This is a genomic window from Parathalassolituus penaei (assembly GCF_026626885.1).
GTDB classification, from domain to species: domain Bacteria; phylum Pseudomonadota; class Gammaproteobacteria; order Pseudomonadales; family Oceanobacteraceae; genus Oceanobacter; species Oceanobacter penaei.
On sequence record NZ_JAPNOA010000039.1, the window covers coordinates 273,736 to 296,587 of the forward strand.

Below are 22,852 nucleotides of genomic sequence, written 5' to 3' on the forward strand. Positions count from 1 at the left end.
CTTTCTATAGTGAAGAAAACCCATCTCTTCGGAGTTGTTCCATGCTTGGCATGATCTTCACTGAACTGGTCGAAATGATCGAAACTCGCTTTTCCCCAGAACTGGCAGATGAAATCCTGAGTGAGGCCAATTTCCACCATGGTGGTGCCTATACTGCAGTGGGCTACTACGATTTCAGTGAAATAGTCACATTAGTTAGCCTGTTATCACAAAAAACCAACATACCGGTAACCGATCTCATACAGGCGTTTGGCAAATATCTGTTTGAATCCTTTACCCGCTCGCACTCAAAAATGCTGGCACACAAACATTCCCTGTTCAGTCTGCTGGAAACCCTCGATCAGGACATACATCGGGAGGTACGCAAGCTCTACAGTGCCGCCCAGTTACCCTCTTTCCGAGTAGTGTCCAGAACCGACCACAGCATGGAACTTGAATACCGCTCGAAGAGACACCTTGAACCGTTGGCCATCGGCCTGATTGAAGGTGCAGCAGAGTTTTATGGACTGGAGAAGATCAGTATCACCCTGACTCCATGCGGCGAAGACGCTACGTTAATCCAGGTTCATTTGTAATGGATTCCGCTGTGACTCATCAGCCCACCACCAATACCCTCGAACGGCGCCTGCAGCGGGAACGAAATGCCCGCAAGGAAGCCGAGCGCCTGCTCACTCAGAAAAGCGCCGAGCTGTACGAAGCACTGCAAGATAACGCTCATACCCGGCGCAAACTGGAGTTGGCGATCTGGGCTGGTAATGAGTCCATCTGGGAATGGGATGCCGAGAAACAGACTTACGAACTGCTATCGTTTCCGGAACAGGCCAGCATGGTTGAACGTTATGAGGGCACCACGGGCAGCATGTTCCGGCGCGTTCATGTCGACGATCGAGAAGTGCTGCGTATGAACTGGCACTTGTTGATTTCTGACAACATTTCATCACTCGATATTGTGATTCGTATGCGCCTGTTTCAAGGCTCTACAGACCGCCTTAGTGATCCTTACGATTCCCAATGGCGATGGATACACTGTCGTGGAAAAGTGGTGCAACGAGATGAAACAGGTCAGGCATCGCGTGTTATTGGCACCATAAAAGACATTACCCAGCAACGAAATACCGAAGAATCTTTTCGAATGATGGCCAAGGCCTTCGCAAGCTCACGCGAAGCCATGCTGGTTGTTGCAGGAAACGGCCGCATACTGGAAGCCAACCGCGCTTTTTATGATCTGTTACACCTGACGCCGGGTTCGATTCAACATCATTCAATTGATGAGTTTCTGGTATTAAAAATGCCCGACAGTGACAAGGACACCAGCAACCAGAATCAGACCACGGTATTGAAACGGGATGGTATGGGTGATGTCACCGTTCAAGCCTTGCTCAGCCGTTTCAGCCCGGACCGTTCCGGGCGCTCCTACACCATCATTACCCTGCGCGACATGCGTGAGCAGCAACAGGCACAGCAGGCGCTGGAGCACATGGCCCAGCACGATGCCCTGACCAATCTGCCCAACCGCGGCCGTTTCCACGAACAATTACAAGCTGCCCTGGTATCGCTGCCGGATGATCAGGTACAGGTGCTGATGTTCCTCGATATCGACGGCTTCAAGGCGGTCAATGATGAGTTCGGCCATATTGCGGCCGATGCCATGCTGGTGAATCTGGCCCGTCGTCTGCAGAGCGTGTTACCAGAAGGCGCCATTGCCGGACGCTGGGGTGGTGATGAGTTTGTGTTGTCGTATCGCCGTGACGACCAGGTTGATATCCCGGACCCGTTACCCGCTACCGTATTGAGAGCCATCCGGGAACCGGCGACGATTGCCGGTGTGGTGTTACGACTGACCGCCAGTATTGGCACCGCCGAAAGCAGCGCGGATCTGGCCGACGCCAACGAACTGATCCGTCGCGCCGATTCTGCCATGTATGAAGCCAAGGCTTCCGGCCGCAATCAGGTTCGTACCTTCAGTGGCAGTGGTGGCGGTCAGGCCCGCCGGGTCAGCCTGGTGTCCGCACTCAGCTCGGCGATTGAACAGGACGAGCTAGAGTTTTTTGTCCAACCCAAATTCAACCGTCACCGCCAGATTGTGGGGGGTGAAATGCTGGCGCGCTGGCAATCCGGCAGCCACGGCGTGGTATCACCCGCGGTGTTCATTCCACTGATCGAACAACATGGCCTCAACGCCGCGTTCTCCGAAGCCGTATTGCACTACGGCACCCGTTACACCGCCGCCATGACCGCCATCGACCCCAAACTGCATCTGGCCATCAACCTGTCGGCCTGGCAGTTGCTCGACGGCCAATTATTGCGCCGCCTCACCGACCAGTGCCTGAGCGCCCATGTCGCACCGGCATCACTTGAGCTGGAAATCACCGAATCGGTCTTTATGCAGCCCCAGAACAACCCGGCTGAACTGATGCAGCAACTGCGAGAACTGGGCTTCCGCCTCGCCATCGACGACTTTGGCACCGGTTATTCTTCACTCGGTTACTTGCGCACCCTGCCCCTCAGCACGGTCAAGATCGACCGCTGTTTTGTGGTGGATGCCGACCAGAACGAACGGGCACGGCGCATCCTGTCGGCAATCATCCAGATGAGCCATGACCTAGGCATGAGTGTGGTGGCTGAAGGGGTCGAAACCGAGTCGCAGTGGCAATTGCTGGCAGAACTGGATGTTGAGTTGTTTCAGGGGTTCCTGCTTGGCAAACCCATGCCATTCAGGGATTTTCTGCACCTGCTGCAGCCCCTCGACAAACGCAACCAGCGTCCTGCGTGACACCTATATCGAAAAATATTGATATAGATTGCATAGGCGTCTAATATGCCGCCCATGAATCATCCTGCTCCTGCTCTTCATCCAGCCGAACTCGACAGCGAACTGCTCGCCCGGGCCTGCAAGGCCATTGGTGACCCGCTGCGACTCGGCATTTTGCGTCTGTTGGGCCAGGGATCATTTGCGGTTCTGGAGCTGTGTGACCTGTTTGATACCAAACAGTCGAGCATGAGCCACCACCTGAAAATCCTGGCTCAGGCCGGTCTGGTCGTGACCCAGCGCGAAGGCAACAGCATCTATTACCGTCGCCCCCTGCTCAGCCAGCGCGACGGCTGGCAACGCTGGCTGTCGTCTACCCTGGTGGCCATTGATCAGAGCGTCGACGCCGACAGTGAACGTCAGCAGGCATTACAAAGCCGTTTGCAGCGCTTGCTGGATGAACGCGCCGAAGCCTGTGCCGGATTTTTCGCCCGTAATGCCGATGTATTCCGCAAGCAGCAAGACCTGATTGCTTCCTGGGATCAATACGGTGAAACCCTCGAAGCCATGCTGGTTGCCTGGCATGGCCCGGCGCTGGCCGCGCTGGAGATTGGCCCCGGTGAAGGGGCTTTCCTGCCGAGCCTGGCCAAACGCTTTGGCACCGTGGTCGCGCTGGATATTTCCAGCCCCATGCTGGAACGCGCGGCGGCGCTGGTCAGTGAACACCAGCTCCACAACGTCCAGTGCCAGCTGGGAGATACCAATGCCTTGCTGGCGCAGGGCGCTGAACGTTTTGATCTGGCGGTGGCCAATATGGTGCTGCACCACGTACCGGCACCCCGCACGATTTTTTCCGAAGTGGCAGCCCTGCTGTCACCCGGCGGCTGTTTCCTGGTCACCGACCTGTGCCGCCACCAGCAAACCTGGGCCCGCGAATCCTGCGGTGATCTGTGGCTCGGATTTGCTCCCGAGGATCTCACCGCCTGGGCCCGCGAGGCCGGGTTACGAGAAGGCCAGAGTCAGTTCCTTGGCCTGCGGAATGGATTTCAGATTCAGTTCCGGCTGTTTCACCGCCCGTAGCAACAGCCGACATTTTTAACCAGCGATCGCCCCCGGGCATCGGCAACCCGTCAGGCGCGGCAATGCCCCCTGCGGTTACTTACACGAGGACTCAGCTGATGAGCGAATATTCCGTTTTTACCTCCGAATCGGTCTCCGAAGGCCATCCGGACAAAATGGCCGACCAGATTTCCGATGCGGTGCTGGATGCCATCCTGAAAGATGACCCACACGCCCGCGTGGCAGTAGAAACCATGGTGAAAACCGGTATGGCCATCGTTGCAGGTGAAGTGCGTACCAGCACCTACATCGACCTCGAAGACCTGATTCGCGGCGTGATTCTGGACATCGGTTACAACAGCTCTGACGTTGGTTTTGATGGTGCTTCCTGTGCCGTGATCAACGCCATCGGCAAACAGTCTGCTGACATCGCCATGGGCGTTGACGAAGCCGACAACAAAGACCTCGGCGCTGGTGACCAGGGCCTGATGTTCGGTTACGCCACTCGCGAAACCGACGTTCTGATGCCGGCTGCCATTTATTACTCTCACCGTCTGGTTGAGCGTCAGGCCCAGCTGCGCAAAAACGGCGTGCTGAACTGGCTGCGTCCGGATGCCAAGTCGCAGGTAACCCTGCGTTACGAAAATGGCCTGCCAGTCGCGGTTGACGCGGTTGTTCTGTCTACCCAGCACGACGAAGGCATCAAACTGGCCGACCTGCGTGAAGCGGTTCTGGAAGAAATCATCAAGCCGGTACTGCCAGCTGAATGGCTGCACGAAGGCACCAAGTTCCACATCAACCCGACTGGCAACTTCGTAATCGGTGGCCCGGTGGGTGACTGTGGTCTGACTGGCCGCAAGATCATCGTTGACACCTACGGCGGCGCAGCTCGTCACGGTGGCGGTGCATTCTCCGGCAAGGACCCATCCAAAGTGGACCGTTCTGCCGCCTACGCTGGCCGTTATGTTGCCAAAAACATCGTTGCCGCCGGTCTGGCCGACAAATGTGAGATCCAGGTTTCCTACGCCATCGGTGTAGCCGAACCAACCTCTATCTCCATCAACACCTTCGGCACCCACAAGATCGACGAAGCCATCATTGCCCAGCTGGTGCGTGAACACTTCGACCTGCGTCCACGCGGCATCATCGAAATGCTGGATCTGCGTCGCCCGATCTACCGCGCAACCGCTGCCTACGGTCACTTCGGTCGTGAACTGCCAGAATTCACCTGGGAAAAAACCGACAAGGCTGAAGCACTGAAAGCCGCCGCCGGGCTATAAGACGTCGGGCGTCGGGCGTCGGGCGTCGGGCGTCGGGCGTCGGGCGTCGGGCGTCGGGCGTCGGGCGTCGGGCGTCGGGCGTCGGGCGTCGGGAACAAGGATGTTCTATGAATCGCAAGTATCAAAATCTGGTGGTATGGCAGAGATCCATGTCGCTGGTGGAAGACATCTATATCGTTACAGCCACATTTCCGGAACACGAGAAATTTGGCTTGATCAGTCAGATGCGCAGGGCCGCTGTCAGCATTCCCTCCAATATTGCGGAAGGCAGCGGCAGAGGAAGCGACAGGGATTTTCGACGATTCCTGTTACTGGCCCGAGGCTCGCTGACTGAACTGGATACACAGCTGATCCTGGCTGAACGCCTGGGGTTTGCGCCTTACGAATCCATGGTTCGTGGGCAAGTTGAGCATGTCTTTGCTCTTCTGAATGGCCTGATCAATCGATTGGGCAACTAAATTATCGTTGGTCGGCACTCTGGCACCAGACACCAGACTCCCGACACCAGACTTGGCAACAGGAGCCTCGTATGACCCAGTTTACTGACTACAAAGTAGCCGACATGGCACTGGCCGATTGGGGCCGCAAGGAAATCAAGATCGCTGAAAGCGAAATGCCAGCTCTGATGGCTCTGCGTCGCAAGTACAAAGAGTCCCAGCCACTGGCCGGCGCCAAGATCATGGGTTGTATCCACATGACCATCCAGACCGCCGTGCTGATCGAAACCCTGGTTGACCTGGGTGCTGACGTACGCTGGTCTTCCTGCAATATTTTCTCCACTCAGGATCACGCGGCAGCAGCGATTGCGGCGGCTGGCATTCCAGTGTTCGCCTGGAAAGGCGAGACAGAAGAAGAATTCCTGTGGTGCATCAAGCAGACCATCCTGTCTGAAAAAGACGGCGACCAGGTTTGGGATGCCAACATGATTCTGGACGACGGCGGCGACCTGACCGAGATGGTTCACAAGGACTTCCCACAGATGCTGGCCAGCATCCACGGTATTTCCGAAGAAACCACCACCGGTGTGCACCGTCTGGTCGAGATGCTGAACAAGGGCGAGCTGAAGGTTCCGGCCATCAACGTAAACGACGCCGTGACCAAGTCCAAGAACGACAACAAGTACGGCTGCCGCCACTCCCTGAACGATGCCATCAAGCGTGGTACTGACCACCTGCTGAGCGGCAAAAAAGCGCTGGTAATCGGTTACGGCGACGTGGGTAAAGGTTCTGCCGCTTCCCTGCGTCAGGAAGGCATGATCGTAAAAGTGACCGAATGTGACCCGATCTGCGCCATGCAAGCCTGTATGGACGGTTACGAAGTGGTTTCCGCCTACGTTGGCGGTGTGAACACCGGTGACGAAAGCTGCATCAACAAGGCTCTGCTGGCCACCACCGACCTGCTGGTTACCACCACTGGTAACATCAACGTCTGTGACGCCAACATGCTGAAAGCCCTGAAGAGCGGCGCAGTGGTGTGCAACATCGGTCACTTCGACAACGAAATCGACACCGCTTTCATGCGCAAGAACTGGGAATGGGAAGAGATCAAGCCACAGGTTCACAAGGTATACCGTGACAAAGGCGCTGATGATCACCTGTTGCTGCTGTCCGAAGGCCGTCTGGTTAACCTCGGCAACGCCACTGGTCACCCATCCCGTATCATGGACGGCTCCTTCGCCAACCAGGTACTGGCACAGATGTACCTGTACGAGCGCAAGTTTGCCGACCTGAGCGAAGCCGCCAAAGCCGAAAGCATCTACGTCAAAGTACTGCCTAAGAAGCTGGACGAAGAAGTGGCCAAAGACATGGTGGAAGGTTTTGGTGGTGTGATCACCAAACTGACCGATGCCCAGGCCAAGTACATCGGCGTTTCTGTTGAAGGCCCATTCAAGCCAGAAGCGTACAAGTACTGATTGATCGACGGACACCAGGCATCCGGGATGCGCCTCAGGGCGCATCTTGCTGTCTGGTGTGCTTTCCGCCTCAACAGCCCCTGTTAAAACGCCCACCCCAAGGAGCGTCCGACTTCATACGTCAGACGTCAGACCCCAGATGACTACCCTGAGCTTTGAGTTTTTCCCGACCAAAACGGATGAAGGTACCGACAAGCTGCTGACCGTTCGTGATGAACTGGCGGCCTACAATCCAGAGTTTTTCTCCGTGACCTACGGCGCTGGCGGCTCAACCCGTGACCGTACCCTGTCCATCGTGCGGGCGATTCAGGCCCGTGGTATTGCCGCTGCTCCACACCTTTCCTGTGTCGGTGACAGCAAACAGGAAATTCGCGACCTGCTGCATATCTACAAGGACGAAGGCATCCAACGCATCGTAACCCTGCGTGGCGACCTGCCATCCGGCGCCGGTCTGGCCAGCAGCGAACTGCGTTACGCCAACGAACTGGTGGAATTTATCCGCGCCGAGACCGGTGATCATTTCACCCTCGAAGTAGCGGCGTATCCGGAAATGCATCCACAAGCCAGCAGTGCTGAAAAAGACATCCAGAACTTCGTGCGCAAGGTAAAAGCCGGCGCCAACAGTGCTATTACCCAGTACTTTTTCAACGCCGACAGCTACTTTTACTTTGTCGACCGCGTACAGGGCATGGGTGTGGATATCCCGATTATTCCGGGCATCATGCCGATTACCAATTACAGCCGCCTGGCCCGTTTTTCTGATGCCTGTGGCGCCGAGATTCCACGCTGGATTCGCAAGCAGCTGGAAGCCTACGGTGATGACGTTGAAAGCATTACCGCCTTCGGAACCGAAGTGGTCACCGCCATGTGTGAACGCCTGCTGGCCAACGGCGCACCGGGGCTCCACTTCTACACATTGAACCAGGCAGAACCAAGCCTGGCCGTGTGGCGGAATCTGGCCAATCACTGACCAAAACATGACATTATTTGCCAGATCCCGGCTTTAATATTAACATCACGGCGTTTCTGCATCAGAGACGCCAAATTCAATCGATATAGATTCTCTATATCCTACAGACTGTTCAATCCTTTGGACTGCCTGATCCAGTCAAAGACAAAAAGGACCTTTGACATGCCCCCTCAGACTGTAAATCCGATCTTTTCAATACTCATGAACAAGGCGCCAATATTTATAGGGGCAATTTCAATCGCGACCCTCGCCTTTTATTTTCAAATTGACGCATTTGATCTTGGCATTTGGACTCTTGATTACAGCCAAGGATTTATCAAACGCGGCCTTGCAGGCAGCATAATGTCTGGCGCACTAGATACACCTTATACCATAGATAGCCTCAGAACAGCTTTCGCATCAATATATTTAATTCTCGCCATTGTTTTGTTTCAATTTCTCCGCTCCTCGACCATAACACCACTCCTGGCACTGACTTTTTTCTCGTCTGGATTCATGATCCAGCAAATTGGTTATACCTCCGCAAAACTGGACGGAATTCTATTAACAATAACCGTATGCGGACTTACGTTAATAAGCCACACCTCTGTCAGCAAGAGCCTAGCGGGAATAATCGCCTTGATAATTCCTGCGCTATTGATTCACGAAGCGGCTGCCCTGCTTGTTGTGCCGATTTTGGTTATTGCCATGCACATAAAGGAAACACAGCTTCGAACCCCACCGATTCACGCACTTGTTCTGCTGACAGTTTCCGTCATAACTTTTTTTACAATACTTTCAATTAACAGTACATCAGCAATATCCCAATCGGAATTGATTCAATCAAGCCAGGCAAAAATCGGATCATTAACAGCGGACAATAACGCTTTTCTGGTAAACAAACTATCAGTAACCGACAATATTAACTGGGCAATCACCAGATTACTGGCACCTGAAACACCCAGCCGCATAATGCTTAACCTGATTGCAGGATTACCTTTCATCACCATATTGACAGCCTTCTACCATCAATTAAAAAGCAAAGTCAGATATCTTGGCCTTTCCCTGTTTGTGGTAATCGGAGCATCTGCCTTTATGTATATTCTCGGAATTGACTTCTCACGCTGGAACGCCTGGATACTCACCAACACCACACTGCTGATACTATTTTCAGCACAAATAACAAAAAAAAATTTACAACCACCACGCGGCACAGTTATTTTGTCGTGGATATTTCTTTTGTGGTCCGGACCTTTCGGTGTAACTGTAGCATTACCTCAACGAGGCAGCCTGATCTACGCCATCGCAAATATTTTCTGAGAATGTGGCATTTTATCGAGCAGAGGCGGAAGAGACACCGACACAGTGAATAACACACAACGAATCAGGCCATGATTACCAAAGCAACAGAACAAACACATATCACTCCACCACTGGTTGTCGATCTCGATGGCACGCTGATCAGCACCGACATGCTGGTCGAAAGCGGACTGGGATTGTTACGCAGCGATCCTCTGGCCATTCGTCACCTGCCAGGCTGGCTGGCTCAGGGCAAGGCAGTGCTGAAACAGCGGCTGGCAGACTATTCCCTGTTCTCTCCCGCGCACCTTCCTTACAACCCGGCGGTACTAGCGCTGATTGACGAAGCCCGCCTGCAGCAGCGTCCGGTCATTCTGGCCACGGCCAGTCATGCATCCATTGCCCACGCGATTGCCGATCATCTCGGCTGTTTTGACCAAGTGCTGGCCAGTGATGGCGAGAACAATCTGTCGGCTCATCACAAGGCTACCGCTCTGCAGGAGCGCTTTGGCCAGGGAGGATTTGATTATGTCGGCAACTCCAACGACGACCTGCCGGTATGGCAGCTGGCCCGTCACGCCATTCTGGTCAACACACCCGCCAGCGTACAAGGCAAGGCCGTTGCACGGGGTAATGTCCTGCGGGTGATCGGTGACTCCCGCACACCACTGCAAGCCTGGGTGAAAGCCCTGCGCCCGCATCAGTGGAGCAAGAATGCCCTGTTGCTGCTGCCCCTGCTCGCATCCCACCAGTTTGGCAGCGTTGCCGCCGTACTGGCAACCCTCGCCGGAATACTGCTGTTCAGCAGCTGCGCCTCCAGTGCCTATCTGCTCAACGACCTGCTGGATCTGCCGGACGACCGCAAGCATCCGAGCAAATGCCGTCGGCCGCTGGCGGCGGGCAAGATACCGCCGTTGCAGGCCGCGCTGCTGTCGCCGCTGCTGGCTTTAGGTCCGCTGCTGCTGGCTGTCACCTTTCTGCCTGGCGGTTTTTCACTCGCACTGCTCTGCTACTTCGTGCTGACCCTGACCTATTCCTTCTGGCTGAAGCGCAAAATGGCCATTGATGTCATCACGCTGGCGATGCTCTATACCCTGCGCATCATTGCCGGAGCGCTGGTGATCCAGGTGCCTCTGACCTTCTGGATTCTGACGTTTTCCCTGTTCATCTTCCTCAGTCTGGCGCTGATGAAACGCTTTACCGAACTGAAACAGGCGCGCGAAAAAGGCCAGACAGCCAAGGCCGGAGGCCGTGGCTATTACCCGGACGATCTGGAAATGGTCGCCAGCATGGGCGTCAGCAGCGGCTTTCTGTCCGTGCTGATTCTGGCACTCTACATCCAGGACCCGACCACCGCCGTGCATTACAGCCATCCGCAACTGTTGTGGCTTGCCTGCCCGATCATGCTCTGGTGGATCACTCGCGTCTGGTTTTTGACCCACCGGGGAGAAATGCAGGACGACCCGGTACTGTTTGCCATTCGTGACCGCACCAGCCTGATTACGGTTGGATTGCTGGCCTTCTGCTTTGGAGTTGCACTGTGAGCGAGAGCCGCCAATCCTGGGGCCGCTACCCGGCTATCCATCAATCGTCCGAGTCGCTGCAGTGGCGGGATGAGTTACCCGCCCGACTGGCACAATGGCAACCGGGGCTGCCGTTTGGCAGGGGCCGCAGCTACGGCGACGTCTGCCTCGCCCACAACCAGCGCCTGCTCGACATGAGCTCGCTGAATCGCGTCATTGCCTTTGATCGCCACCAGGGCCGCATCCGTGCTGAAGCCGGTATCAGCCTGTACGATCTGCTGACGGTCATGGTGCCTGCGGGCTGGTTTTTGCCCGTCGTGCCGGGTACCGGACACGCCACCCTCGGCGGTGCGATCGCCAACGATGTGCACGGCAAGAATCACCATCGGAACGGGACCTTTGGCTGTCATATCGAGCGTCTGGCGCTCTGGCGCGAAGGCCAGCTGCTGGAATGCAGTGCCAGTGACAACCCGGCGCTGTTTCAGGCGACCATCGGCGGGCTTGGGCTCACAGGTTACATTCTGTGGGCGGAGATTCGGCTGCAGGCCGTGAGTACCAGCCAGATCGATGCCATCACCCACCGCTTTCATAACCTCGACGACTTTTTTGACCTCGCCGACCAGTACGATAGCAGCCACGAGTACGGCGTTGCCTGGCTGGACTGTCTGGCCAGCGGCAAGGATCGTGGCCGTGGCGTCTATTTTGCCGGACAGCACGCCCGTTATGCCGAGCCATCACGCTGGCGCCCCTTGCCGCTGGGCATGCCGCTGACGCCACCGCTATCGCTGGTCAATCCCTTGTCCCTGCGCGCCTTCAACTATCTGTACTGGCACACCAAACCGGCACGACCAACGCTGGCCCGAGGCCCGTACCAGCCGTACTTTTTCCCGCTCGACAGCATCAGCCACTGGAACCGCATGTACGGTCCGCGCGGCTTTCAACAGTACCAGTGCGTGATTCCATCCGCCCATGAACGGGAGGCCATTGCCTCGCTGCTGGATGCCATCGCCGAAGCGCGACAAGGGTCATTTCTGGCGGTACTGAAACGTTGCGGCGATGTGCCGTCGCCCGGACTCCTGTCCTTCCCGATGGCAGGTACCTCGCTGGCTCTCGATTTTCCGTCCCCGCAACGCCTGCAACCCCTGTTTGAACGCCTGGATGCCATCGTCCGCGACGCCGGTGGACGCCTGTATCCGGCCAAGGACGCCCACATGCAGGCCGACGATTTCCGCCACTTCTACCCTCGCTGGCAGGACGTCGAGCAGTGGCGCGACCAGCACATTCAATCCCTTTTCTGGCAACGGGTAACCCAATGAACAGAATTCTGATTATCGGTGCGACGTCGGCCATCGCCGCCGCCTGTGCCCGCGAATGGCTGGGCCGGGGGCCCTGCCGATTTGTTCTGGTCGGCCGCAACGAAGAACGCCTGCAGCAATTGCAACAGGATCTGCAGGCTCGCGGGGCTGAGCAGGTGGATTGCCTGACACTGGATCTCGGCGACACCAGTCGCCACGGCATCGTCATCGCCGAAGCCAGCCAGCGACTGGGCCAGATCGATATTGCACTGGTCGCTCCCGGCACCCTGCCCGACCAGAATCGCTGCCAGCAGGACGCCAGCGTGGCGGTACAGGAATTCAGCACCAACGCCACCGCCGTGATTTCCCTGCTGACCCCGCTGGCCAATCAGCTGGAACAGCAACGCTGCGGCTCGCTGGCCGTCATCTCCTCGGTCGCGGGTGATCGTGGCCGCGCCAGCAATTACCTCTACGGAGCCGCCAAGGCAGCCTTGTCGGCCTTTACGTCCGGCCTGATGGCGCGCCTGGCGAAATCCGGTGTCGCCGTCACCCTGATCAAACCCGGTTTTGTCCGCACGCCAATGACGGCCGGTTTGCCATTACCGGAAAAGCTGGTGGCGACGCCGGAACAGGTCGCCCGGCAGATCGTGGAAGGCGTTCAGCGTCGTCGCACCTGCCTGTACACCCCCGGCTTCTGGCGCTACATCATGCTGATTATCCGTCTGATCCCGGATGTCATTTTCCGCAGGTTGTCACTGTGAGTGCCGCCAGCAGTGAATGGCTCAGCGGCTGGCGACTGCGGCTGCTGATTTTATCCATCGTCGCCGCCGCCATCGGCTATGTCGGATTCTCCGTCTGGGGTGGCTGGCAACAGGTCAGCAGCGCCATCGGTCGCATTGGGGCTGGCATGATTGTGCTCGCCCTGATGATGTCACTGGTCAACTACGGTCTGCGTCTGCTGCGCTGGGGACTCTACCTGCAACAACTCGGATACCGGGTGCCGGTTGCCACCAATGTCCGTATCTATCTGGCAGGATTCGCCTTGACGACCACTCCCGCCAAGGCAGGTGAGGCCTTGCGGGCGTTACTGCTGAAGCCGCTAGGGGTTCGCTATGCCGACAGCCTGTCGGCGCTGCTGAGTGAACGGATTTCCGACCTGTTGGCGGTACTGGCCATGGCGGCCGTGGGCATCAGCCAATATCCCCATTACAGCCCTCTGCTATGGCTGTTTGCGATTATGATTCCACTGTTCTGGATACTGCTGGCCAGCAAGACCCTGCTGGAATACGGCCAACAGCAATGCCGTTTTCTACCTTCCCGTCTGGCCAATATCGGCCACAAGGTATTCAACCTGCTGATGTCGACCCGTCGTTGCCATCCACCGCACCTGCTGCTGCAAGCCAGCGCGCTCAGTCTGGCGGCCTGGTGTGCCGAAGGCATGGCGTTTTACTGGATTCTTCAACAGTTGCAGGCCGATATCAGCGTACAGACCGCACTGTTTATCTACGCCATTTCCATGCTCGCCGGTGCGGCCAGTTTTATGCCCGGAGGCCTTGGCGGCGCCGAATTGGCCATGACGGGACTGCTGCACCTCAATGGCCTGCCACTGCCGGATGCCATCGCCGCGTCGCTGGTCATCCGCCTCGCGACACTCTGGTTTGCGGTGGTGCTGGGAGGCATAGCGCTGTTGCTGGAACCGGCGCCTCAAGGCTCAACAGTGGTTCCGACTGAGGAATAAACACATTGTTGGATTACCAATCAAGGTTGTAGACTCCGCACACATCTGACTGCAGGTGCCTGAGACATGCCCAATTCGATCTACTTCGCTTCTACCATCCTGCACCTGTACGCGGCGGCGGTGATTGCTGCCGAGCGCCCGAATGAACAAGCCCATCTGATCTTTATGGATCAGCCAGAAGGCAAGCCCTATCCACTCTTCGATATCGTAAAGGACTGGCCAGAGTCTCCGTTTGTTTCGGTGCGGTTGTTTTACGGGCGCTTTCCCGGTTTGCTCAACAAGCTGAAAAAACGAAAGCTACTGTTTCAACAATTGCAGCAAGTGGTCACGCAACTACGCCCTACCAATATTTTTGTCGGCAACGATCGTCGCATCGAGTTTCAATTCAGCATGAACGTTGCTACCGAACTGGGGTGTAATCCAATCGGTCACTACATGGATGAAGGTACTTTTACTTACATAGGACGCAAGGCATCATCGGGGTTTGCCGATGCTGTGTTCGATAATGCCGTGAAAAAACTCAGCTATGGTAACTGGTGGAAAAATCCGCCAACAGTAGGTGGCTCGGACTGGATTACTCATGTCCATGTAGCCTTTTCAGAGCAGATCCACCCATTGCTGCGAGATAAAAAGGTTCATCCGCTTAATGCCGCAGGATTCACCAGCCCTGCAATGTTAAGCCTGTCGTCAGCTATTATGGCGTATTACGGTTTTGATCCCGCATCGTTAAGACAAATCGACGTACTGTTTACCCTGCCCCATGAATCGCTGTTCGAGAAGAACCCCGATTATCGTCAACAAGTACTGAGTTATATTCAACGCTTGTCTGCAGAAGGCAAACATGTAGCAGCGAAATATCATCCAAGAAACAGCGGACCAGATATTCTGCAATTAGCCAAAGACGGCGTGCAACTGCTGCCGGCCGACATCAGCTTTGAAGCAATGCTACCGCACTTGCCAGCCCTGTGCGCCATATGGGGAGATGTTTCATCAACTTTGCTGATAGCCAAATGGCTACGCCAAGAACTGGCGGTCTACTCAATGCCATCCACTGGTACATCTGAGTTTGGCGAACTATTCCGGGCATTGGGAATCCAGCCAGTGAGATCAACAGCCTCAGACTGAGCGTCGCTGAGCCATCACCAACTTCAGCCAGTGCCGATACTGGCGCACGTAAAAAGGTGATGTCGCAAAAGTTTTCGATAGCAGCAGGCGCGCCCGCTCGTAATGCCCCAACTGGGTTTCGATACGGGCCAGCGATACGAGTTGGTGCAACAGAGGCTTGGTACCAACCAATGGCTCCAGCACCTGTATCTTCAGTTCCAGCACCTGCTGTTTACGTGCTCGATTGATGCCTGTATTCGACAGGCCGCCGACCTGATAGTCTTTTACAGCGCCATCACAATCAATGAGGAACATAGGTTTTTGCACGGCCAGATGACAGAAGAAAAACCACTCCTCACCACTACGCAGTCTTTCGGTAAATACCGCATCACCCACATGTGCTGCCTGAATACAGTGCAACAAATCGCCACGAATGACCTTACCGAACATGTAATGCTGTAAATAATTCAGCATTCCATAACGCTTACAGCGTACAGTTTTGGTCGAGTCAGTCGACTGACATGTCATCGCGAACCAGCGCACGTCCGGCAGCCGCGCAATATGAGCAGCAAGGTTCTCCAGAGCATTTGGTAGCAAAAAATCATCATCATCCAACATGACCATCCAGGCATCAGGATCCAGTTCTCTGGCCCACTGCAACAGGGTATTACGAGTACCATTACAACCCAGGTTCAACGGGTTGCGACGATACAACAGACGCGGCTCGTCGTGCTGACGGCTCTGCACCCATTTCGGAGTATCATCGGATGAACAGTCATCCAGCAGCAGTAATTGCCACTCGAATACTGACTGTTCTTGCAGAGAAACCAACAGACGATCCAGCAAATGCGCACGCTGCCAGGTAGGAACAGTAATCAGAAAGCGGGGCTCGTTGGTACGAGTATCAGAAATCAACGCCAGTACTCCCGAATCCAAGGGGCCTGCCGGTAAATATCGTACGGGCCATCTATCACATCTTCAGGATCAGGCTTGCCATGAAACTGCACAATGCGAGCACCATCCGGAATAACCGCTTCACCGCGCACAGTCATCAATCCAAGCTGTCGCAGCAATACTCCAATACGTCCAAATGAACGTGGTATACGGGAATTACATTGCTTCTTGAATGAGACAACCCAGGAAGATGGCCACAATCCGGCATCGGTTACCGTCTCGGTAATCCAGTCCTGATCTCCTTTGAAGTTTTTCATGACGTAATCAGGTTGTTTCTGAAATGACTCCCAGATCTGGGCCTGACTGCCAATACGAAAACGGAATACCGAGCTGTTATAAGCACCAGTTGCCAAATCACGGGTAATCAGAAACGCTCCTGGAGCAACACTGAAAAACTCATCCAGACCACCTACGATGACAACATCCAGATCAGTGAACAGAATATCGCCCTGGAGTCCGAAAAAATCACTCTGAAAAAGACTAAGTTTATGCCACCACCCAGCCAGACTGTTGTCGACAATGGGCAGAGGGCGAATTGCAGGATGCAGCCCCTCACTATTGTCAGTAAGGCAGTACAAGACAAACTCACCATGGGTCTGACGACTGATCATATTAAAAAGGCGATTAACATAATCAGCCGGGTACTTCGTACCCCATTTCACACATACAAACTGGTACATTATTGATCCAGCAGATTCATCAGTTGGCTCCATACCTTGCTGAAACCAAGCTCGCCATAGCAGGTAGGGCTACCACCCTGTAACTTTGGGCAGATCTTCAGTCGACAAGGCGAGCATTCATAATCAGCATGTAAGTTAACCACTCGAGCGCCCATGGCACCAGTCAAAGCTACGCTGGTACTGCCAAAAATTGATACAGTCGGAACAACCATGCTGGCAGCGACGTGCATAAGACCGGTATCAACATCAACAGCTCCCGACGCTTGCGCAATAACACCGGACAAATCCCATAAATTCATCCGGGGTAAAACCGTTCCCCTGTGGGCAGCTGCTACAAGATGCTCCGCCATCGCATGTTCGTCGGCATTTCCCCATGGCAACAGCCCCCTTTCCTGCTTCTCGCGCTTGCTGCAGCAATCTGTTATGGCCAGTGCTTGGAGTCCCATGTAGTGCCATGAAAAAAGATCAGCTGTCCCTGCCATGCAGGCGGACAAGCAGCGAGACTCTGCGGATCGATGCCCAAATCCGGCTTGCCTATAACCTCATAGCCAAGAATCACTGCAAACAACTGACGCAGACGATTCATTGCATTGATATCTCCGGCGGAAGGAAAGCCCGCTTTATATAAATAGCGGGGTATCAGAGTCTGTTGCGACCTGAGCATCCAGACCATACACGGGAGCACCAAACAGCCAGGTAACACGAGCGGACTTGATTCGCCCCTGAACATCAATGACTGCATCATACTTGCAAGCTCGAAGCTCACGATAGAAGCTCACCTGCTCTGATAATGTTGAACGACTGAAACGCTGTTTCTTCCAACGCAAACGACCATAAGGGATCATTTCGTGAACAGCAGGATGCTGTCGAGCAATATGCGCAAAAGGTTCTTCATACAACCAGTCGAATTGCAAATCAGGAAAGGCCTTACACGCATCAGTAATAGCGGGGGAATGCGTGCAGGATGTCTCCCAACGCCGACATATTCATGACAAGAATACGATTTCCACTGGGAGTGACAGACGACATAAATAATCAACAAAACCTGTCAGACATACTTCAACAAACTCTGTTCAACCCTGACCATATCCGGAATAAACGCTGACTCTTCACCATCAACAGCAACTGCCATGGAATCCAGAACGCCTTTACCCATGGCATCAATTTGCTGGATTTCGGATTCTTTCACCTTCTTCAAACGCGGAATGCCCTGTACAAGCATGCCGTAGAACGGCATCTGGGAGTGGCTACCCACGCCGTTAATAACGGCAAAACGAGCGCCAGGGTTAGGACTAGGCGCTGGGGTATTGTTCAGAATTTCATAGCAGATTACCGGGATGGTAACACCGCGCCAGTTAATCCGGCCCAGAATCCAGTCAACCGCCGAGTTGGTGGTCAGCAAGTGCGAAAACGGGATAATTTCGGCCACTGTCACGTTCGGCAACAGCAGCTGACGATCACGCAGCGGGATCAACAAACAGTCGATCTGGCCTGATTTTTCAGTTTCGTTGGTAGTAGCAGGAGCCTGATTCATAACGGTACCCAGGTGTTTTTCAGTCGGTTAACCAGCTGATTGGCCAGCTGGAACGGGTCACCGTGAAAGGTAACCTTGTTGGTTTCCAGCGCACTTTCCGGCATCGAGGAGTTGGCGCAGGTTGAAGGAGTCTGTACCCAGACAGGCACGCCGGTTGCGGTGATGGTAATCGTTGCATCGGTTCCGTCATTGCCCATACCACTAAACAGGATATAGCCAGCATGAGGACCAAAATAACGATGAACGTTGAGCATTACCTGATCAATTGATGGACCGTATGAACCAGGCCATGCAGTGCCCAGTGAATGCATACAACCACGGCTATCGAATACAAATTCGGCTGTTACCGGTGCCACCATGACCTGACCATACAATAAGCGACTTCCTTCTTCAAAATTGCGCATCTGATAAGCAGAATGCCGACCAATAGTGGAGCGTAAGGTATTCTCAAAACGCGGATCGATATGCTGTGCATATACAAACGCAATCGGCAAACCCGCTGGTAGAGCATCCAGAAATGCTTTGACCGCTCCAGGTCCTCCCAGCGACGCACCCAACACCCAGACCTGGCTGGCAACCTGGCCATCCAGTCTCAGTTCAGCAAAGTTTTTGGGTAACGGAATGACATGGCGATTGGGCTGACTCGAACGCTCCAGCGTAGTAATCGTCTCGGCGGCATATTCGGCAACGGTAACCTGTTCAGGAACCAGCTCACGTAACTTTTGCAGCAAGCGCTTCTGCCAGCGAGCATAATCTTCAGCGCCTTTATGTGGCGCCTTTTCAAAGCCAACCAGAACCGGAATATCACCGTCCAGCATATTATCCAGCCAGCCCGGCAAATCCTCGTCATCGTCACGGTTGATATCCACCAGCCAGACATCCAGCTCCGGCATTTGCCGTTCGAGCAAGGCCATCCGCTGGGGATCAGCACTGATGACTACCTCAAATCCGAAATGAGCGACCGCTGTGCTCAGCAGATGCTGTTGCAAGCGGTCGTCAGCCAGAATCCCGACCCTGGGAAGGCCCATCTCAGCGTTCCTCGCGCCCCAACAACTTGTTGAGAGCGCCGAGCAGGTTGTCTTCCTGGAATGGCTTACCCATATATTCGTTTACGCCGATCGACATGGCACGGTCACGGTGTTTGTCACCGGTACGTGAGGTGATCATGATGATCGGAATATCACGCAGACGCGAGTCGTGACGTACAAGCGACGCAACCTCGAAGCCGTCCATACGTGGCATTTCGATGTCGAGCAGCATAACGTCCGGTTTGTGATCCTGCAGGGTCGCCATGGCATCCACACCATCGCTGGCGGTCAGGACTTCGAAGCCATGACGTTCCAGCAGGCGTGTGGTTACCTTACGTACCGTTACCGAGTCATCGACTACCAGTACGCGCGCCTGACGCCTGGATTTCTCCTGACGCTGTTCGGCCAGACTGCGATCCGCCAGTTTGGCTTGCTGATATTCCAGCGTCGCCTGTGCACGGATCATGGCTGGCAAGTCAAGAATGATTACCACGCTACCATCCCCGAGGATGGTACCGCCGGACACACCCATAACCGCGGCAAACTGCGGACCCAGTGCTTTTACTACAATCTCACGGGAACCCAGTACCGAGTCGACCTGCAAGGCGTACGGAACGGCACCGTTCACCAGCAACACTGGCAATGGCAGGTTCTGCGCCGCCACTTTTGGTTGTGACTCGTTTTCGAGCATTACGCCCAGATATTCCAGACGATAATCACGACCACCGTAGCGGTAACCACGTTCAGCACGCGGCCTGGAGTAGAACTCCTGCAGATCATTAACTGATACCCGCACGATACCCTGAATGTTATTCAGTGGTACCGCGTACAGATCGTCACCAGTACGTACCATAAGTGCACGGTTAACCGATACAGTGAACGGCAGACGAACCACAAAGCGGGTGCCCTGGCCTTCAACCGACTGGATCTCGACCGCACCACCCATCTGTTTGATTTCGGTGCTTACAACGTCCAGACCCACACCACGACCGGAAATCTGGGTCACGTTTTTGGCAGTAGAGAAACCGGCCTGCAGAATAAACTGCATCAGCTCGTAGTCATCTACCTGAGCATTCGGTTCAAGCAGACCACGTTCAATGGCTTTGCGGCGAACGGCTTCGCGATTAACACCGCGACCGTCGTCGCTGAGGGTCAGAACCACGTCACCGCCTTCGCGGGTAACGGCCAGTTCGATGATACCCATTTCATTCTTGCCGTTACGCATACGATCGACCGGCATCTCGATACCATGGTCCACCGCGTTACGCACCATGTGCTCCAGCGGCGAAATCATACGTTCAAGAATGGTACGGTCCAGTTCACCGTCAGCGTTTACAACGCGGAAATCGACCTGCTTGTCGAGCTCCTGACTGATCTGACGCACGATACGACGCAGACGCGGCACCAGTCGTTGGAACGGTACCATTCGGGTCTTCATCAGACCTTCCTGGAGTTCCGTGTTAATACGACTCTGCTGCAGCAACAGCGTTTCAGCATCACGGGTCTTGTTGGCCAGAGTATCTTTCAGGTCCAGCAAGTCAGATGCGGATTCCACCAGAGCACGAGACAGCTGCTGCATGGTGGAATAACGGTCCATCTCAAGCGGGTCAAAGTCTTCGTATGCCGGGCCCTGACGCTCCTGACGGAACAACACCTGGGCTTCGGTTTCGATATCCAGACGACGCAGCTGGTCACGGAGACGATCCAGCGTCATCTCCATCTCTTCCAGCGTGTGGGCAAAGTCAGTTACCTGCTGTTCCAGACGACCACGACCAATCGAGGTTTCACCCGCGAGGTTAACCAGGTCATCGAGCAAATCGGCAGAGACTTTCACCAGTTCCTGTGGCGCCTTGCGGTTAGCCATCGGGTCAGGCAAAGACAAACCTGCCAGAGACGCTGGAGCATTCACCGCAACAGCAGTCTCTTCGGCCACACGAGCCGGCGCAGCCGCCTGTGGACGCAGTGATACCACGTTGGATGGCATGGCCTCTTGCGGTACGACCTCAACCTGAGGAACAGCAAGCGCCGTTACTTCAGGTAATGCAGGATTGGATTCATGGCCAGTGGTCTCGATTCCGCTGCTGTTCAGCATGATCAGATCACCAGATGCCATGATCCGGGCAACTTCTTCAATACGGCGGACAATCGCATCCTGACGCTGATAAGCCAGATCAAAGAAAGCGTCATCCAACAAGCGGGAGCCTTGCAGCACATGGGTGATATCGGTTTCGAAATCGTGCGCGAGGTTACCCAGATCCATCAGGCCCGCAAGACGTGCACCACCTTTGAGGGTGTGCAGTACACGTTGGGTTTCAGCGGCGGCATCACGCTCTTCTGGCTGGGACTTCCAGTCATGCAGAGTCTTTTCCAGAGCTTCCTGCAGCTCCTGGGCTTCCTCAAGGAAGATTTCCAGAATCTCACGATCTGCCTCGTCAAGGCTTTCAGAGAAAATCTGATCTGCAGCCGCAACCGGCGCCGTGATCACTTCAGGAGTATGGACAATCTCAGGCTCTACCGGGGCAACGGCTTCGACAACAGGCGCAGAAGCCGGTGCCAGAGCACTAATGTTGGCAAGGCCGGAGCTGTCACCGGACATATAGGCTGACAGGGTCGCCATGATGGAAGCCGCTGATGCAGGCTTGTCACCGTGACGAATGGCATCCAGCTGACCGCCAAGGTCATCGTGAGCCGCTTGCAGCAGGTTGAACAAACCACTTTCAACGCCAAGACGACCGTTGTTGATACGTTCGTAAAGGGTTTCCAATTCGTGGCACAACTCGGCAACAGCTGGTTGTTCAGCCATCCGCGCGCCACCCTTGAGGGTATGCAGATCCCGTTGCAGACGCGCGACACTTACCAGGTTTTCCGGATCGTCACGCCAGTCGTTCAGCGTGCGTTCAACCGACTCGATGATTTCCTCAGCTTCTTCCAGGAAGATTTCGAGGATTTCGTCTACTTCAGCATCGTGTTCGCTGTCAGCCTGATAACTGGCAACCGGCTCGCTGGCAGGTGCAATGAACTCTGGCTCCGACTCAACTTCAACCGCAGATATCGGTTGCTGGCCAGCCATATGTGCTGCCATCACATCATTGAGGTTAAAGCCCGCAGTGTCTGGCATGTCGAAGGCTTCGCCATCAACATCCATCACATTTTCATTGACTTCAACCGGTTCAATGGCAAGGGGCTCTTCAACAACCAGCTCATTCGGATCTTCAGCGGCCGGTTCTTCGATCAGCAGCATGTCCTGCGCGGATACTGGCAGCTCATCCTGAACCGGAATCTCATGATCAAACGACACATCCAGCGTCAGAGCGTCATCCGCCCTATCATCGGACTCGGCCGGTTCGGCAGACAGAGTGACGTCGTCGGCATCAACCGGTTCGCTCATCAGGGAGTTGATGTCATATGGCAGGTCATAAACCAGCTCTTCAGACACCAGCTCAGAAGGTTCCTGTTCGAGAACCAGAGGCTCCTCGATCACAGGCTCTTGCAGCAGCAACTCGCTGTTGTCGACTGACAGATCGTAAACCAGCTCATCGGCGATCAGGTCAGACGGCTGCTGTTCCAGAACCAGCGGTTCCTCAACGAGCAATTCTTCAGTCACTGGCTCTTGCAGCAGCAACTCGCTGTTGTCGACTGGCAGGTCGTAAACCAGCTCATCGGCGATCAGGTCAGACGGCTGCTGTTCCAGAACCAGCGGTTCCTCAACGAGCAATTCTTCAGTCACTGGCTCTTGCAGCAGCAATTC

The 22,852-nt window shown here is 55.0% G+C and carries 20 protein-coding genes; 13 read left to right on the forward strand and 7 right to left on the reverse strand.

All coding sequences use genetic code 11. From position 1 onward, the window contains the following. Window positions 1-41: 41 nt before the first annotated feature. The 13 genes from OUO13_RS14190 (at window position 42) to OUO13_RS14250 (ending at window position 14,929) form a co-directional block, all read left to right on the forward strand. Window positions 42-575: a heme NO-binding domain-containing protein gene (locus OUO13_RS14190; RefSeq protein WP_283174558.1), complete on the forward strand. Its 534-nt coding sequence runs from the start codon at window positions 42-44 to the stop codon at window positions 573-575. Between the two features lie 11 nt (window positions 576-586). Beyond that, window positions 587-2,773 carry a putative bifunctional diguanylate cyclase/phosphodiesterase gene (locus OUO13_RS14195; protein ID WP_283174559.1) on the forward strand — a complete coding sequence of 729 codons (2,187 nt, stop codon included), beginning with the start codon at window positions 587-589 and terminating at the stop codon, window positions 2,771-2,773. 45 nt (window positions 2,774-2,818) lie between these two features. Beyond that, complete coding sequence (locus OUO13_RS14200; protein ID WP_283174560.1) at window positions 2,819-3,829, forward strand: metalloregulator ArsR/SmtB family transcription factor; 1,011 nt, start codon at window positions 2,819-2,821, stop codon at window positions 3,827-3,829. A 98-nt stretch (window positions 3,830-3,927) separates the two neighbouring features. Further along, window positions 3,928-5,088, forward strand: a complete 1,161-nt coding sequence (metK, locus tag OUO13_RS14205; RefSeq protein WP_283174561.1) for a methionine adenosyltransferase — start codon at window positions 3,928-3,930, stop codon at window positions 5,086-5,088. A 107-nt stretch (window positions 5,089-5,195) separates the two neighbouring features. After that, window positions 5,196-5,546 carry a four helix bundle protein gene (locus tag OUO13_RS14210; protein WP_283174562.1) on the forward strand — a complete coding sequence of 117 codons (351 nt, stop codon included), beginning with the start codon at window positions 5,196-5,198 and terminating at the stop codon, window positions 5,544-5,546. Between the two features lie 71 nt (window positions 5,547-5,617). Continuing rightward, a complete protein-coding gene (gene ahcY, locus OUO13_RS14215; RefSeq protein ID WP_283174563.1) occupies window positions 5,618-7,000 on the forward strand; it encodes an adenosylhomocysteinase in 1,383 nt (460 codons plus the stop codon). Between the two features lie 139 nt (window positions 7,001-7,139). Then, window positions 7,140-7,970, forward strand: coding sequence for a methylenetetrahydrofolate reductase [NAD(P)H] (metF, locus tag OUO13_RS14220; RefSeq protein WP_283174564.1), 831 nt, complete (start codon window positions 7,140-7,142; stop codon window positions 7,968-7,970). 162 nt (window positions 7,971-8,132) lie between these two features. After that, the gene (locus OUO13_RS14225; RefSeq protein WP_283174565.1) at window positions 8,133-9,269 is read left to right on the forward strand and encodes a hypothetical protein; all 1,137 of its coding nucleotides are present in this window, start codon (window positions 8,133-8,135) and stop codon (window positions 9,267-9,269) included. A gap of 71 nt (window positions 9,270-9,340) precedes the next feature. Beyond that, on the forward strand, window positions 9,341-10,792 hold the full coding sequence (locus tag OUO13_RS14230; RefSeq protein ID WP_283174566.1) for a UbiA family prenyltransferase: 1,452 nt from the start codon (window positions 9,341-9,343) through the stop codon (window positions 10,790-10,792). Further along, window positions 10,789-12,087: an FAD-binding oxidoreductase gene (locus OUO13_RS14235; protein WP_283174567.1), complete on the forward strand. Its 1,299-nt coding sequence runs from the start codon at window positions 10,789-10,791 to the stop codon at window positions 12,085-12,087. Before OUO13_RS14230 ends, OUO13_RS14235 begins: the two co-directional genes overlap by 4 nt. After that, window positions 12,084-12,827 carry an SDR family oxidoreductase gene (locus tag OUO13_RS14240; protein WP_283174568.1) on the forward strand — a complete coding sequence of 248 codons (744 nt, stop codon included), beginning with the start codon at window positions 12,084-12,086 and terminating at the stop codon, window positions 12,825-12,827. Before OUO13_RS14235 ends, OUO13_RS14240 begins: the two co-directional genes overlap by 4 nt. Beyond that, window positions 12,824-13,804, forward strand: coding sequence for a lysylphosphatidylglycerol synthase transmembrane domain-containing protein (locus OUO13_RS14245; RefSeq protein WP_283174569.1), 981 nt, complete (start codon window positions 12,824-12,826; stop codon window positions 13,802-13,804). Before OUO13_RS14240 ends, OUO13_RS14245 begins: the two co-directional genes overlap by 4 nt. Before the next feature lie 66 nt (window positions 13,805-13,870). Beyond that, window positions 13,871-14,929 carry a polysialyltransferase family glycosyltransferase gene (locus OUO13_RS14250; protein ID WP_283174570.1) on the forward strand — a complete coding sequence of 353 codons (1,059 nt, stop codon included), beginning with the start codon at window positions 13,871-13,873 and terminating at the stop codon, window positions 14,927-14,929. Here OUO13_RS14250 and OUO13_RS14255 read toward each other — a convergent pair. The 7 genes from OUO13_RS14255 to OUO13_RS14285 form a co-directional block, all read right to left on the reverse strand. Next, window positions 14,921-15,844, reverse strand: a complete 924-nt coding sequence (locus tag OUO13_RS14255) for a glycosyltransferase family 2 protein (RefSeq protein ID WP_346429357.1) — start codon at window positions 15,842-15,844, stop codon at window positions 14,921-14,923. The genes OUO13_RS14250 and OUO13_RS14255 overlap by 9 nt on opposite strands. After that, entirely contained in the window at window positions 15,820-16,542 is a 723-nt protein-coding gene (locus OUO13_RS14260; RefSeq protein ID WP_283174572.1) for a hypothetical protein, read from the reverse strand. The genes OUO13_RS14255 and OUO13_RS14260 overlap by 25 nt, the downstream gene beginning before the upstream one ends. Further along, on the reverse strand, window positions 16,542-17,036 hold the full coding sequence (locus OUO13_RS14265; RefSeq protein ID WP_283174573.1) for a glycosyltransferase family 9 protein: 495 nt from the start codon (window positions 17,034-17,036) through the stop codon (window positions 16,542-16,544). Before OUO13_RS14265 ends, OUO13_RS14260 begins: the two co-directional genes overlap by 1 nt. Before the next feature lie 126 nt (window positions 17,037-17,162). After that, a complete protein-coding gene (locus OUO13_RS14270; protein WP_283174574.1) occupies window positions 17,163-17,456 on the reverse strand; it encodes a glycosyltransferase family 9 protein in 294 nt (97 codons plus the stop codon). 134 nt (window positions 17,457-17,590) lie between these two features. Next, window positions 17,591-18,076 (reverse strand): chemotaxis protein CheW, encoded by a 486-nt coding sequence (locus OUO13_RS14275; RefSeq protein WP_283174575.1) that lies wholly within the window; start codon window positions 18,074-18,076, stop codon window positions 17,591-17,593. Beyond that, entirely contained in the window at window positions 18,073-19,104 is a 1,032-nt protein-coding gene (locus OUO13_RS14280) for a chemotaxis protein CheB (RefSeq protein ID WP_283174576.1), read from the reverse strand. The genes OUO13_RS14275 and OUO13_RS14280 overlap by 4 nt, the downstream gene beginning before the upstream one ends. A gap of 1 nt (window position 19,105) precedes the next feature. Continuing rightward, complete coding sequence (locus OUO13_RS14285) at window positions 19,106-22,831, reverse strand: hybrid sensor histidine kinase/response regulator (protein WP_283174577.1); 3,726 nt, start codon at window positions 22,829-22,831, stop codon at window positions 19,106-19,108. Between the last annotated feature and the right edge of the window lie 21 nt (window positions 22,832-22,852).